This window comes from Fervidobacterium changbaicum, assembly GCF_004117075.1.
In the GTDB taxonomy this organism is placed as follows: Bacteria; Thermotogota; Thermotogae; order Thermotogales; family Fervidobacteriaceae; genus Fervidobacterium; species Fervidobacterium islandicum.
Genome location: NZ_CP026721.1, coordinates 83724 through 99254, shown reverse-complemented (window position 1 = coordinate 99254; position 15531 = coordinate 83724). Strand labels below are relative to the sequence as shown.

The following is a 15531-nucleotide window of genomic DNA, read 5'->3' as shown; positions in this document are numbered from 1 at the left end:
TTAAACACAGAACCTAAGTTAGAGTCATAGTTGTTGCTTTAAATTTACTCGTGGTGTGTTAAGCATATATTAACCATTGATACTGGAATTATACTCTTGTTTAAGTTAAAACCTATAATAAAAAAACGCGAGCTTTCTTTAGATCCTCCGTACAATTGAAAGCTCGCGTTGTAAGGCAACAGTTTTTGAAAAAGTTCAGCGGTTTTTCGCTTACGTTAAGAACTTTCATTTTCCCTCTCTGCAGTTTCAATTGTCTCATATTCGAACGTTATTTCGTCTCCGCTGTTTAGTACGTCTGTAAAACCAACTTTTTCACCATTCTTGAGTAACGTATATCTTCTGACTTTTCTTGGATCGAAATCGAACAGTTTTAAGACGTCTGCAACGATAAAGTTCTGTTCTTCGGGGATTTGCGTTCTTATCTTGTCCCCGTCTTTGATCTCATAATCTGGTGTGACAAGCTGATCGTTGACCCAGACTAAAAACCCATCTTTTGTTAAAACCGTTGGTTGTCCGTTTACTTTTATAACAATGCTTATTTTTTCCATTTCTGGAAGGTCTCGTATCCTCGGATAGTTCAGTACAAGTGCGTACCGAAGTTCTTCTCCCGGTTCAACAGTGTTTTCGTCTCTCAGTTCCATGTCATCCTTAAAAATTTTTACTTCTCCAGCTTCTGCTTCTTTGTACACACCGTTTATGGAGTACTCAATCTTTATTAAATCTTGCGCTAAGAACTCCCTTATTTCTCGGACTTTTATCTTTTCATAAGTTATGCTATCGCCATCTTGAAGTTCAACGTTTTGGAAAACTTCCTTGCCGTTCAATTTTACTCTTGGATAGTATTCAATGACTTGCTCTGTTTCAATCGAACGAAGGTATATAGGTTTCACCATGTCGTACAAACTTGGCTTTGCATCTTCGCCATCGGTAGCCTCCCCAACTTCTATGACATCACCGTGTTTCACAGTATCACGCAATGAAGCGGGGATTCCGTTGATTTTAACGCTGGCAGGTGTTGGCATTTTACCTTTTACAACTACCGGAGTACCGTTTATTTCAATCACAACAGACTTCCCTGGTTTTCCAAGCAGGGCATGGATGTCTTTACCCATTTGTGCCAAAACTTCCCAAACGGTATATGTACCTTTGAATCCTATAAGCTGAACCCTTTCGCCATTTACAGTTACATGTTCAAAGACGCTACCAGTTTTTGTCAATGCTGTGTATCCAATTCCCAGAGGTGTTATGAATTCACTCCCAAAAATTTGACCTGTTTCGTCGATGAAATCCAAGTTCTTCGCCATCTTCAGCGAGACAAATTCTTCATCCATTTCGAGGTGTTTGGCTAAATGATGTGCAAATATCGGTATCTTCGCACCACCACCAACTATCATTACCACTTGTGGCTTTCCCCCGTTGAGCTCAACTATTTCATCTGCAATCTGTTTGGTCATGTAATCTACAATTGGTTCAATTGCTTTCAGCACGTCTGCCCGTCTTATCTCCTTCTCTTTGTCGAGGATGTTCTTAACCTTCAATATCTCGCTTGATTCGAGATTGCGCTTCACAAACTCAGCTGTTGAGAAGTCGAGCAAAAACGTCTTAGTTATGGCCTCTGTGATTTCGTCACCGGCTAACGGAACCATTCCATAAGCTATAATTGTTCCGTCTTTTGATATAGCGATATCGCTCGTTCCTGCTCCGACATCGACAAGTGCGATGTTCAGTATCCTCAAATCTTCAGGCACGGTTATGTTCACTGCAGCAATGGGTTCGAGTGTGAGATGAGTAATTGTCAAACTGACCTTCTTCAATACTGAGAGCATCGCTTCGACTACATGACTAGGCAAAAATGTAGCGACTACTTTTACACTCGCTTGATTACCTTTTAACCCTTCTATCTTTTTAAACCACATGCCGTCGAGTTCGTATTTAACTACTGAGTAACCAACACAGTACATGCTGGGTTCGACATTCTCCATCGTGTTTGCAACAGCCTCAAGTTCCAATTTCGTTACAACATCCGAAGTGATTTCACCAACTTCACTGACATCTGCGGATGCTTCCCCAAAGTACGTTTTCAAAAATCTGCCAGCAAGTGCGACCGCTACTTTGTCAAGTTTCACATTGTTTCTATTTTCCAATTCACTTTTTACAATGCTTACAGCCCTTGCAACCTTTTCAACATCGTGGATTTGACCATCGAGCATGGCTCTATGCTCATGTTCTCTCAGTATCACATCATGTACTATCATTTTTCCATTTTCGTCCATGTCAACAAGTAATCCTGCAATTTTTCTTGTCCCGATATCTAACGCAAAGATCAAGATTTCACCCCCGTTTACTTCTTTGCTTAGCACTCATAATTCGATAACGGTTACACCTACTCCGCCTTCATCTGGTCTGCCAAATCGGTAGTTCTTAATGCGTCTGTCATGCCGTAGATGGTTCCATATTCCGGTTGCAAGCTTTCCTGTACCTTTTCCATGGATTATGTAACCTATTGTAAAGTCGGACATGAGGAGCTGATCTATGAATTCATCAATCTTTTCAACAGCCTCTTCTACTGTCATACCTCGAACGTCTATTTCATTCTTCGTTAGGCCAGAAGAGTAAACTTTTGCCGGGATCTTTGGTACCTGTGTCTGGTGCTTCGTACTTTCAGAATTTAAAACATTCGGTAGCGTGATCTTTTTGAGCTTTTCGGGTTTCACTTCCAGCTTTATTCCATTAAAGTCCACAATCACTTTTGAACCTTTGATATCTACCACCTTTCCGATAGCAGTGCCATCAACAAGTGTTACGGAATCGCCTATTCCAATGCTCTTTTCTTCTTCTGAAAGAGCAGTTTCATAGAAGACTTTTTCAAGCTTTTCTTGGACCTCTTCGATATGCTTTACTTCTCCTTCAATCTCTTTCAACCTTTTTTTGATGAGTTGTTCACTTTCGGTGTTCTTGCTTTGTAGTGTGATTTGTAAGTCTCTTTTTGCCTTCTGAATGTCTTTGTAAACTTCTCGGAGTTCTTTGTCAAACTCCTCCATCTTCTTTATCTTCAAGAGCTTGTATTTCTCCTCAAATTCGCGTTTTTGCTTTTGATAGTCGCGCAAAGTGTTTTCGAGTTCTCGTTTTCTCTGCTCGAGTTCGCTTATATGTTTGTTCAAATTTTTTATCAATTCCTCTATCCTTACGTGTTCCTCATCGAGATGCTCTTTTGCCCTTTCCAAGATTCTGCTGTCCAAACCATACTTTTGTGCAATCTCAAATGCATGTGACGCACCGGGAATGTTCATAAGGATTCTGTATTTTGGTGATAGCGTTTCTGGGTCGAATTCCATCGAAGCTGTGATAAGTTTGTCGTGACTCATCGAATATAGTTTAACTGGAGTTAAATGTGTAGTAACGATGAACTTAACACGTCTTGCAATAAGTTCTTCGATTATACCAAGTGCTATGGCACTCCCTTCGTATGGATCCGTTCCAGAACCGAGTTCGTCAATGAGGACTATAGAATTCTCATCAGCTAATCTCAATGCCTTTGCGATATTTACGATATGGCCAGAAAACGTACTCAAATTTTCCAAGATACTTTGACTGTCACCTATGTCAACGTAGACATCGTAATTTGGAATTCGAGAGCTTTCACCCGCCAGAATGGGGAAGCCACTGCGCGCTAGAACTATTGATAACGCTATAGTTTTGAGTGATACAGTCTTTCCACCTGTATTTGGACCTGTTATCACTATACCGAGTTTGTCTGTTGGAAGTTCAATGTCGATTGGCACTACTTTATCTTCCGGTATAAGCGGATGTCTTGCCTTTGAGAGTTTTAGGTAATTTCCACCAGGAAAGATTATCTGTCCACCTTTCTCAATGACGTATCGCACCTTTGCAAATAACCCGTCTAGCCTTTTTAGAATCTCGATATCACCAAGAAGCGACTGAAGCCTGTCAAACACTTTTGATGTCAGTTCTCTGAGAATTCTTGCGACTTCTTTTGCCTCCTCTTCGGACAGTATCCTCAGCTTGTCGTTGAGCTGTATTAACTCTTCGGGTTCAAAATACAAAGTGGAACCAGAAGAAGAGCTTCCGTGAACAATTCCTTTCAGTTTCCCACGTTCGTTAGCCTTTACTGGCAGTACGTACCTGTCGTTTTTGATAGTGTAAGTATTCTCCTGAAGCAGGTTTTGATGCTGCGAGATGAACCTTTCAACACGTTTTCGTATTTCTCGCAATGTTTCAGAGTATTCGTTCCTGATGTTTTTTAAAAGTAAAGAGGCGCTGTCTTTTACCTTCCCATTATCGTCTATGACTTGTCTTATCCTATCTATAATCTCATCGTAGTTACCTATTTTTAGGACGAAGTTTACCACGGAGTTTTGCAGGTTAAATAATCTTTGGTTTTTGAACATTTCCCTCAAGGATTTAACACCAATGAGAAATCTTAGTAGTAATAGGAATTCTTCTCCTTCTACCAAAAGACCATCTGCGATTTTTTGCAAGATGGGTCTAACGTCGATGAAAGCATCAGATGTAGGATAACCGTTTGCCCTTACAAAATCACAGAGCTCTGAAACATATGACAACTCCTGCTGAGCATCGATGTTGTACGGAGATAATGATTCCAGGTATTCTTTACCAAGCGCAGAAAAGCAATAGGTTTTGTATTTGTTCAAAACAAGGTCGTATTCTATCTTATTCTTTAAGAATCCGAAGTATTCTATCTTTTCATGCTCCTTTTCGTTGAGACTTTTATCGTCCAAAGCTTTATCAAAGTTCCTGCCAAATTCTTCCATTTTGCTTCCTCCTGATGATTCTCTCAGATTTTGTTTAATCGATTATATACACGCTTCCGTATATTCGTTTTGCGTCGATATAAAAATCGGGATTGTGCTTTTTGCTCAAAACGAAAAGGACCCTCCTACTGACTTTCGGCAAATCAACGTATCCATCTGTGAATATTATTATGCCTTCGCTTCTAAATAGATTCTCAGCCATATCTACAGCTGGCTGGAGGTCTGTTTCGCCTCCACCGTAAATCTCAAAGTCCTTCCATCCGCCAGGTTTGTAGTCACCAACGAACGTTACGGACTTATCGACTTGTATAACCTTTAAAGAAACTTCTTGTCTTGCTATAGCATCTAATTCGCTCATAAAGGAATTAATTTCCTCCTCAAGGATGCTCCCACTTGTGTCTATGATAACGCAAAGCTTAGGGGTATATATGTACCTCCAACCAGGCTGGTCGTCATATCGCCTGTTGGGTCTTAACGGTGTGGAATACTTATCCCCTCTTTGTGAAAGCCCGACAAACCTTCTAATCGCTACTTCCCAATTAACTACTGGTTTTCTTATTGACAGCTCGATGTTTTGTTTCATTCCGGATGGCAATTCCCCGCCAAAAAGGTTGAACGCTTTTCCAACCTTTTGTTCCATCAATTCAACAACCATTTCAATCGGTACATCACTTGTAAATTCATGGTTATCTGGCAGTTTGTCAGCGATTGCCTCGATATCAAAATTTCCACGTTTCATGAATTCTTCAATTATGTAATCATGATATTCCTCAGCCGTTCTATTGAGCATAGTCATAGGCGGACCTGCAAATATGATATCGTTATCTGTTCCATGACCTTCCTCAATTAGAACGTTTAACGGGACGCTGAGTGCATCGAGTTGTGGTATGAATTGATTAATTGCAACGTCTTTTGCAAGGTCCCATACAGCCTTGTCGCGCTTATCCTTGGGTTTAATTAAGTAATGCCTATTAATAAAGTGCATTAGCTCGTGCAAGATCAGTCCTTCAATCATCACTTCGCTTTTTGTTGCTATGCTAACTGGATTGTAGATAAACAACAGGTCCCCGTTTCTTGTAACGGTCATTGTTAAGTTTTTTACGTTACCTTCTTTGTATTTAGCCCCCATCAGAATGTATCCATAAAACGCGTTTTGTTTTATAAGTTTGCCGATAATCTCGTTAATTTTTCCTTCTCCACTTGTCAATTCAAAAGCCCCCAAAACATCTAATTGTTTCAAAATCGGATTTTCAATTTTGCTTCAACGTAAGCTGAGTTCTCACCTGTTATAAACGAAGCCCTGTAAGAAAGCCAGCAAAGTGAAGCGAAGTAACCAAAAGAAATCGAGAAAGACGGTTGGATGTAAGAGACCTTGATGTTCAAAGCGGAGCGGAAGATATCGTCGGTATAGACTGTTGGGATGTTCACACTGAACGCTGGGTCGTAGAAAAGATAAAAGGCAGAATAATACGCCGATATAGCAAAGTCAATATTCTCGAAACGTATGGACGTTGCAATACCGATATTGAACCTACCAGTTTCAGTTGCTTCATCTGTTTGCACAATTCTGGTTGACAGTTCCAAAGGTATAGAGACACTTATTTTTTCAACGTTGAAATCTGGACTCAGCCGCATAAAATACGTCGACCTAATAAAATCGTACCCTCCGAATGCTGAGAGGAAGATGGTGTTGGTCTCATCCAAAGGTAGTTTGAAACCGACCTCACTATAGGGAAAACCAAGCAAATAATTAATGGAATCGAAAGAACCGGATATCCCCATCCCATCTCTCGTACTGAAGTAAAAGCTTGCACTGAAACTTAAGATACTAATCGCTGTGATGAGAAAGACAACCAATTTCGATCTGAGAAGAACAAATCTCAAAGACACAAAAGTTCCCTCCCAGTTCTAATTGTTTTAAATTTGCAACTCCACAAAGATGATTATACCACAGACTGAAAGTTCATACACACAAAGAATTCGACAACCACCACAATCTTATTCCCAATTTTCAAAAAGAAAAATCCCAGGTTTTTTTTACTCCCTGGGATTACGTTTCTTCAGAATTGGTAGGACTTGATTAAGAGTAATCAATTCTCACCTGACAAAAAAGCTGAGCAGTGCGGGTATAATAAGGTACATAGAAAAGAACTTTAGGTGCGCTGATATGGTTAGTTGTCTAACAACGATTAAAGCAACCAGACCTGCAACAAATGAGCCTCCGAACCCAGCCAATACACCTGCCGAGAAAGCAATATCTTTGAGTTCGAAAATTCCTGCTGCAAGTGTGACTGGTAAGCTTAATAAGAAAGAAAATCTAAAGGCATCAGTTCGGTTCATTCCGACCAAAAGTGCACCTATCAATGTAAAACCACTTCGAGATATCCCAGGTAATATGGCAATCGCTTGGAAAACTCCTACTATCAATGCGTCAAGGTAAGAAATATCGCTCAGTGACTTTTTTCCAGCTAGCGAGTCAGACAACCATAATGCTGCCGCTGTGACTAGAAAAAATACACCAATTAAAGCTTGAGAAGATAACACTTCCTCGATTTTCTTTTCAAAAAACACACCTACAAGGTCTGCTGGTATGGATGCAACGATGATTTTAAGTGCAAGACTCCACATTGTCGTGTCGAGCTTGATTAAGCCGGTTATAATACTCCACACATCTTCCCACAAGAGTATCAGAACTACCAAGAAAGTTGCCAAGTGAAGAAAAGCAAATAAGGAAAGATTCTGCGATAGTCCGAAAAACTTCGAGAATAAACTCAGGTGCCCTGAACTCGACACCGGAAGAAATTCCGTCAATCCTTGAACGATCCCGAGCAAGAACTCTTTCATTAAATTCTCTCCTTTCAATTCTACTTGTACAAATCAAAGATGATGCCGTTGATCTCTCCTACTTTTTCCGCAAGCTTAAGTGTGTTCTTTTCAGCCTCGATTAGTAAGTTCGTAAGTTGTTCTAATCTTTCGTCGATTTGTTCCACTATTATGTGTAGCCTTGGCTGAGAAAGTGCGTAATCGTACTTACCAGCTAATTTGTATAAGTTCTTCTCGACATACTTCAAAACGTTTTTGATTTTTTCTTTGTACCTTTTAAGATTCTCTGATGTTGGAGACCTCACGAAATCATTTCCTGCTTCTACAACATCACTTATCATTTCTTCTATGGTCTTTCTAATTGCCTCATTTTCTGCTTCTTCAAAAACACCTAAAAATGAGCTCTTCTCACTCGAGCCTATGTGTTCTTTCTTACTTGTTTTCTTACCTTTTACAGAGGAACTCTTAAATTTTGGATCGTTCGACGGTGGTTCTATGCGCATTATTTATACCACCTTTATGTCTTAAAATTTGATTTTGGAGTTCTCTTTCACTATTTTTCGACAGCTTTCGCTACATTTTCGGCGAGTTCTCTAAATGCCTTTTCCACTTCACTTCCTCTGTAGTAAAGTGTTATTGGTTTTCCTTCGTCAAGTAGTTCGAGTGCCTTGGGGTCCATTGGAATCCTCCCAAGCACAGGCACTCCATATTCTTGGGACAACGTATCAGCACCGCCTTTTCCGAATGGATAGACGATTTCATCTTTACATCTCATGTACGACATATTTTCGACGATTCCTAATACTTTCTGATTCATTGCTCTTACAAATTCTATCGCTCTTCTGACATCGTCGAGCGCAACTTTTTGTGGTGTTGTTACCATTAACACCCCATCAGTTTGACCTATCGTTTGGAAAAGGCTAAGAGCTTCGTCACCAGTTCCCGGTGGTAGATCGAAGATCATGAAATCAAGTTCTCCCCACTTTGTATCGCCAAGAAATTGTTTAATTGCAGAATGTTTAAGCGGGCCTCTCCAAATTATAGGTTTACCCTCCTCAACCATCATGGAAATGGATAAAGCTTTCAAATTTGGTAGCACTTCTGCGGGTATTATCTTATCGTCTTCATCAACCAATGGAACAGCATTCCCACCGAGCATGCGGACTATGTCAGGACCATGTATATCAACATCAAGAATCCCAACTTTGTAACCACTTTCTGCAAGTGCTGTTGCCAGATTCACAGCAACAGTGGTTTTTCCAACTCCTCCTTTTCCACTCAACACAGCAATAAAGTGTTTGACGTTCTCTTTAAGCTCTGAAATCTTTTGATCCGGGTTCAAACTGAAATTTGTGCCCATTTGTTATCCTCCTTTTTCTCCTTTTACACTTAATGTTTTTCACTCTGATTTTGTTTTTTCAATTACCTCTTGATAGCTTTCTACCAAATATTTCGCCGCATCTTCTGGTGGTACAGGGTTGATGTAAAATCCAGAACCCCATTCAAAACCAGCAACACGTGTTAGGCGAGGAATGATTTCGACATGCCAATGGTAGTAAACTTTCCCTTCTTCCATAACTGGTGCGGTATGGATTAAGAAGTTATAAGGTGGATTGTTTAATACGACATAGATCCTATGAAGAACATTTTTCATTATTTGTGCGAATGCTCTAACTTCTTCCGGGTTTATTGAACCAAAATCGTGAGAGTGCCTTTTTGGAAGTACCCAAGTTTCGAACGGAAATCTTGCGGCATATGGTTCAAAAGCTATGAAGTGTTCATTCTCTTCAACTATACGTCTTCCCTCAATTTTTTCTTGGTTTATCATATCGCAGAAGACACATCTTTCTTTGTAGGAGTAGTAATCCTTTGCTCCGTCAAGCTCTTCTTGAACGGTCTTTGGCACAACAGGTGTGGCTATGATCTGGCTGTGCGGATGGGCAAGAGATGCACCACCTTCTTTTCCGTGGTTTCTGAAGATGAGAATGTATTTGACCCTTTCATCTTTCGCGATAGTTCTGAACCTTGTGACGTAAGCCCATATGACTTCCTCAGCTTGTTTGTAGTCAAGTAATGCGAATGTCGCGTTGTGGTCAGGAGTTTCAACAATGACCTCGTGATAACCAAAGCCCGTCATCGCATCGTACATCCCGTGCCCATACCTATCAACTGGCAGCTCGGGGTCTACAGCTGGGAACTTATTTGGCACGACCCTTACCCACCATCCAGGTGTATTGGGTTGTGTATCTGCAGGTCGGAACGCTATGATCTCTGGTGGTGTTGTATGTTCATTTCCGTAGTCAAAAGGACAAAAACCCGTTTTCACTTCCTCTGGCGTTACTTGAAAATCGTGAGGCCTTTTTGCACGTTCAGTAGAAATAATAACCCACCTTTTTACAACTGGGTCTTTTCTGTATTCAGGCATAAAGATTCCTCCCCAAGTTTTTTATTACTGAACTTTTGATTTTGCACGTTGGTAAAGTTTCACATATTCCTTTGCTGATTTGTCCCAGCTCAAATCCGTTGTCATGGCATTTCTAATCAACGTAATCCAGTGTTCTTTTTCGTTGTAGTAATACAAAGCCTTAGCTATTGCTTTTAATAGATATGCAGGGTCGTAAGGCTCAAATCCGAATCCGTTCCCATCTTTAGTCTGTGGGTCGTACTCTTTTACCGTATCAGCTAATCCTCCCGTGTACCTAACTATCGGTATTGTTCCGTATCTAAGGCTGTACATTTGTCCAAGACCACAGGGTTCGTATCTTGAAGGCATTAGGAACATGTCCGCACCAGCATAAATCCTTTGAGCAAGTACAATGTCGAATTTAAGATTTATGGAATACTTTTCCGGGTACTTTTCTCCAAGGCTTTTGAACATCTCTTCGTACTTCTCGTCACCAGTGCCAAGAAGAACAAATTGCATATCAAATAAAGAAACGTAATCCATTACCTCAGCCATTATATCGAGCCCTTTTTGGTCAACGAGCCTATTTATCATACCAATCATTGGAACATCTCTCTCTGGCAATCCAAGTTCACGTTGAAGCATTCTCTTGTTTTCTCTCTTCTTTTCAACAGTTTCCAGGTTGTAATTTACGTATATCCTCTTGTCAGTTTCTGGATTGTATTCTTCGTAGTCAATACCATTCAAGATACCGTACAAGTCTGCAGACCTTACACGCAACACACCATCAAGCTTCTCACCGTATTCCTTTGCCTGAATTTCACGTGCGTACGTAGGACTTACTGTGTTTATAACGTCCGCAAAAAGAATACCACCTTTTAGGAAATTGATATTACCGTAGAACTCTATTCCATCGATGCTAAAAAGATAGTCAGGTAGACCTGCGAATTTCATGTACGACGGTTCAAAAATGCCTTGGTATCCCAGGTTGTGAATAGTTAGAACAGAAGCTATTTTTGAAAGCTTTTCATCGTTCTTGTATACGGATTTGAGATAAACAGGTATTAGTGCAGTTTGCCAGTCGTTGACATGAATTACATCGTAATTAAAGTCCAGTTTTTTTATAGATTCAAGGACTGCATCTGAGAAGAATATTGCCTGCTCTGCCAAATCCGGTCCTTCGTAGACTTCGTTAGCGCTGAAGTAATAGCGATTGGAGATTAGGAAAACGTTCACGTTCCTGCTTCCAGGAAGTGTTGTTTTGTAGATATCAAATTTTTCTTCTGTGAGCAGTTGAGGAACAGGGATAGCTTCGGAAACTTTCTCAATCGTATACCCGAATTTTGGAGCATTCTCATCAACCTTCTTATGGTAAGGCATGAAGATGTCAACCGTCAAACCTTGCCTTTCTATGTATTTAGGCAAAGCTCCAACAACATCTGCAAGTCCTCCGACCTTCGCGAATGGATAAACTTCGTAAGAAACCATAGCAATTCTCATAATTCTCACCCCCTGAAGTAATCGCTGCTTTTTACGTACTCATCATGCGTAAAGACTATATAATCACACTTCCGACCGATAGTATTGATAAATCGAGCACAATCGTCATTCCTCAGCCATCTTATTATATCATAAAACTCTACACGATTCATAACTATGTCTCCGGTGTACAGAATTCTTCCCAAATTTTCTGTATCGATAGTAAATGAACAGTGTTCTTTTGCGTGCCAAGGGGTGTGAAATACGTGGATTTTTCCATCAAATAATTTCACTCCCGCGTCGATCTCCACCACATTTTTCCAAGAGTTTATAATTTCAAGATAGAGCTTACTCTTGATGAGGCCGAACTTATTGTACGGTTTTGATTTGTATGCGGCATGGATGTAAATTGTCGCATTTGTGAAAAGTTTCGTTGCATAAGCATGGTCTAAGTGGAGATGTGTTAACAAGATGTCTGTCACGTCTTCTAAACTGATATTGTGGCTCTCAAAATACTCTTCCAAAAAGCCAAAAGAGACATAGTCACCCGGATCGATAAGAATTATACGTTCATTGTACTTCAGCAGAACCGGTGTTGAGTAAGCTACTTCGACGCTTTTGGGGACTCTTATGCTCCCACCGTAATTTATAATCTCTGCAATCATTACTATTCCCTCCTTGAAATTTGTGACACGTTTCTGTGTTTTGCTGGCGATGGTCTTAGGCATAGTTTATTTTAGCACTTAACTGGGTAATTAACAACGCTCTTGCAAAATATTGGTTGAAAATCTTGGTCTTCTTGTGGTATAATACTTCTACCAAGCAACTGAATGGAGGTGGAAATATGAAGTACAGATGCACCGTTTGTGGCTACATTTACGATCCAGAGGTTGGAGATCCAGATTCTGGAATAGCACCAGGTACACCATTTGAGAATCTTCCAGATGATTGGACATGCCCGGTCTGTGGAGTAAGCAAGGATATGTTTGAACCTCTTGAAGAGTAAAACTTTTTGAGGGAAAAAGGGACAAATTGCTACAAATTCTTTCTAATTTTTAAAGTTCAGAATTCGGGGGGCATGCCCCCCGATTTATGTATAGATTAAACTAAAACTTGATTCGGAGGGATAAAAATGGCAGGTGACGGCCAGGTAAGAGTGAGATTTGCGCCAAGTCCAACGGGATATCTTCACGTTGGTGGTGCAAGAACCGCTTTGTTCAACTACCTTTTTGCGCGTAAGGCAGGTGGAAAGTTTATTCTAAGAATCGAAGACACTGATGTTGAAAGGTCTGAGAAGATTTTCGAAGAGCAATTAATCAATGCATTGCGATGGCTTGGTTTGGATTGGGACGAAGGTCCTGATATCGGTGGTCCGTACGGCCCCTACAGGCAAAGTGAGAGAACAGAGCTTTACCATCACTATGCCCAAGAATTAATAAAACAGGGAAAAGCCTACGAAGTTTACGCTTATCCTGAGGAAATAGAGCAGCTGCGCGAAAAACTACTTGCCGAAGGTAAAGCGCCACACTACACACGCGAAATGCTCGAGCCATATAACACATCGGAAAGGAAGAAAGAATACGAGGAGAAAGGATTAATGCCTGCGATATATTTCTCTATGCCAAGAAAAGACTACGTGATAAACGATGTGGTAAAAGGTGAAGTTGTTTTTAAAGCGGGTAGTGTTGGGGATTTTGCACTGCTAAGAAGCAACGGGATGCCGACTTACAACTACGCGTGCGTTATAGATGATGGTCTCATGAAAATTACGCACGTGCTTAGGGGCGATGACCATCTGTCTAACACAGTTAAACAAGTTGCACTTTACGAGGCCCTTGGTTGGCCTGTCCCCGTGTTTGGACATGTATCTATGATTCTCGGACCGGATGGAAGCAAACTCAGTAAACGCCATGGTGCCACATCTGTAGAAGAGTTCAAAGCAAGAGGTTACTTACCAGAAGCTCTGGTTAATTTCTTGGCACTACTAGGCTGGTCGCATCCAGAAGGTAAAGAGATACTCACCAAGGAAGAACTTATAAACAGCTTTTCTTTGGAACGACTAGTTAAGAATCCGGCAATCTTTAACCCAGAAAAACTGAGATGGATGAACTCCGAACACATTAGAATGAAAGACCCTAAGGAACTTGTAAAGATTGCCAAAAGCTTCATCAACAGGGAAGTGGATGATGCTTATTTGGAAAAGATTTTATCAGCTGTAAAGGACAGAATCGAAGAACTTTCGCAGCTTCCAGAACTTACTGATTTCTTCTTTGAACGACCCACAACATTACCTGAGAAGACTACCGAAGCAATTGAAACGTATAAGGTCTTACTTGATGAACTGCAGAAAGTGGAAAACTGGAGTAAAGAGAATATTTACGCTGCCTTCAAGACGGCGATGAAAGGTGCTAAATTGAAAGGTAAAGACTTCTACATGACGCTCAGGCTTATTCTAACAGGTAAGCACGAAGGTCCAGAATTGATAGACATTCTTGAAATACTTGGAAAAGAAGAAGTCTTAGCACGCATTGAAAACTTTCTGAAAGTTTGATTTTTCTGGAAAATCGTTTAAGAAGAGTGGTGAATAGCGCATGAGCAAAGTTTATATCACGGATACTTTAACAAAAGAAAAAGTTCCACTCGAACCAATTGAACCTGGTATTGTGAAGATGTACGTGTGTGGTCCTACCGTTTACAACTATATCCACATCGGAAACGCCCGTCCGATGGTTGTTTTCGATGCATTCAGAAGGTTCCTTGAATTCATAGGATACAAAGTCGTGATGGTCCAAAACTTCACGGACATAGATGATAAGATAATAAACGAAGCGAAAGAATGGGGTGTTGATTGGAAGACAGTTGCCGATACGTTCATCGCGGAGTATTTCCACGATGCACATCTGCTGGGAGTACGGGCTGCCAATTTCCATCCCAGAACTACAGATTTTGTAGATGATATTGTAAATGCCGTTCAAAAGATAATAAAGAATGGTTATGGGTACGTCGCTGCGAATGGTGATGTGTATTTCAGCGTAAGGAAGCTTGCAGACTATGGCAAGCTATCTGGAAAAAATCCGGATGATCTAAGAGCTGGCGCAAGAGTTGATGTGAACGAATTAAAGCGTGATCCGATTGATTTTGTCCTTTGGAAATCGGCTAAACCCGGTGAACCGACATGGCAGAGTCCTTGGTGCGCGGGTAGGCCAGGATGGCATATCGAATGTTCCGTGATGTCTCAAAAATTATTAGGCGACATGTTCGATATACACGGTGGTGGCGAAGATCTCATATTCCCACATCATGAAGATGAAATAGCTCAGAGTGAAGCTCTAACCGGAAAGCCTCCCGCAAAATACTGGATGCACAATGGAATGATTATAGTTCGTGGTGACAAAATGAGCAAGTCACTTGGGAATACCTTCTTGTTACGAGAAGCGGTGAGAAGATATGGAAAAGACGGTGTAAAGCTCTTCTTGTTGTCGAAACACTACAGATCGCCAATTGAATTTTCTGACGACTTACTCGACGATAATTCAAAAGCGGCGCTCAGAGTGCATGCTGCATTAAACAGGTTTAGAGAGAAATATCCATACCCACTTGTCCCAAAAGAAGATGAGGAAATGAAGGGAATGATTCAAAGGTTTACAGAAGCTTTGTCAGATGACTTCAATACTCCTGTCGCACTCTCGGTAATCTTCGATGCACTTCGCGAGTTGAACAAATCAATGGACAGTGGAAATGATGAAAGAGCGTTGAAGATGTATCACCTTATCAAGAGAGTTTTTGGACCTATTCTTGGAATTTTCGATACGGAATCTCCAAAGAAATCGGAAAGTTCAGCTGTTTCAACGAACTTAGATGTTCTGATAAAATCATTGATCGAAGTGCGGAATGAATTTAGGAAAGCAAAACAGTTCGAATTAGCCGATAAGATCAGGAATGTTTTATCCGAATCCGGTGTGAAATTGTTCGATACACCAGAAGGCACAAAATACGAAATCATCGAGCAAGAAAGAAAAATGGAGGGATAGA

13 protein-coding genes are annotated in these 15531 nt (G+C 40.7%); 3 read left to right on the top strand and 10 right to left on the bottom strand.

From position 1 onward, the window contains the following. Positions 1–215: 215 nt before the first annotated feature. From CBS1_RS00470 to CBS1_RS00425, 10 genes are all read right to left on the bottom strand, one after another. Complete coding sequence (locus CBS1_RS00470) at positions 216–2327, bottom strand: cell division protein FtsA (protein ID WP_033192451.1); 2112 nt, start codon at positions 2325–2327, stop codon at positions 216–218. A 33-nt stretch (positions 2328–2360) separates the two neighbouring features. Then, positions 2361–4793 carry an endonuclease MutS2 gene (locus tag CBS1_RS00465; protein ID WP_084384022.1) on the bottom strand — a complete coding sequence of 811 codons (2433 nt, stop codon included), beginning with the start codon at positions 4791–4793 and terminating at the stop codon, positions 2361–2363. Between the two features lie 34 nt (positions 4794–4827). Further along, positions 4828–6000, bottom strand: coding sequence for a vWA domain-containing protein (locus tag CBS1_RS00460; protein ID WP_033191215.1), 1173 nt, complete (start codon positions 5998–6000; stop codon positions 4828–4830). 29 nt (positions 6001–6029) lie between these two features. Next, entirely contained in the window at positions 6030–6683 is a 654-nt protein-coding gene (locus CBS1_RS00455) for a hypothetical protein (RefSeq protein ID WP_033191214.1), read from the bottom strand. 207 nt (positions 6684–6890) lie between these two features. Then, positions 6891–7637: an undecaprenyl-diphosphate phosphatase gene (locus CBS1_RS00450; RefSeq protein WP_090222308.1), complete on the bottom strand. Its 747-nt coding sequence runs from the start codon at positions 7635–7637 to the stop codon at positions 6891–6893. Positions 7638–7657: 20 nt separating this feature from the next. Next, positions 7658–8119, bottom strand: coding sequence for a YaaR family protein (locus tag CBS1_RS00445; protein WP_090222310.1), 462 nt, complete (start codon positions 8117–8119; stop codon positions 7658–7660). A gap of 50 nt (positions 8120–8169) precedes the next feature. Then, the gene (locus CBS1_RS00440; protein ID WP_033191211.1) at positions 8170–8976 is read right to left on the bottom strand and encodes an Mrp/NBP35 family ATP-binding protein; all 807 of its coding nucleotides are present in this window, start codon (positions 8974–8976) and stop codon (positions 8170–8172) included. A 39-nt stretch (positions 8977–9015) separates the two neighbouring features. After that, complete coding sequence (gene galT, locus CBS1_RS00435) at positions 9016–10041, bottom strand: galactose-1-phosphate uridylyltransferase (protein ID WP_033191210.1); 1026 nt, start codon at positions 10039–10041, stop codon at positions 9016–9018. 24 nt (positions 10042–10065) lie between these two features. After that, entirely contained in the window at positions 10066–11520 is a 1455-nt protein-coding gene (locus CBS1_RS00430) for a glycogen synthase (RefSeq protein ID WP_033191209.1), read from the bottom strand. A gap of 5 nt (positions 11521–11525) precedes the next feature. Beyond that, complete coding sequence (locus CBS1_RS00425) at positions 11526–12164, bottom strand: MBL fold metallo-hydrolase (protein WP_033191208.1); 639 nt, start codon at positions 12162–12164, stop codon at positions 11526–11528. A gap of 179 nt (positions 12165–12343) precedes the next feature. Between CBS1_RS00425 and rd the strand changes: the two genes are divergently transcribed. The 3 genes from rd (at position 12344) to cysS (ending at position 15530) form a co-directional block, all read left to right on the top strand. Further along, complete coding sequence (rd, locus tag CBS1_RS00420; protein ID WP_033191207.1) at positions 12344–12505, top strand: rubredoxin; 162 nt, start codon at positions 12344–12346, stop codon at positions 12503–12505. A 126-nt stretch (positions 12506–12631) separates the two neighbouring features. Next, entirely contained in the window at positions 12632–14050 is a 1419-nt protein-coding gene (gene gltX, locus CBS1_RS00415) for a glutamate--tRNA ligase (RefSeq protein ID WP_033191206.1), read from the top strand. A gap of 40 nt (positions 14051–14090) precedes the next feature. Then, complete coding sequence (cysS, locus tag CBS1_RS00410; RefSeq protein ID WP_033191205.1) at positions 14091–15530, top strand: cysteine--tRNA ligase; 1440 nt, start codon at positions 14091–14093, stop codon at positions 15528–15530. The last annotated feature ends 1 nt before the right edge of the window (position 15531 follow it).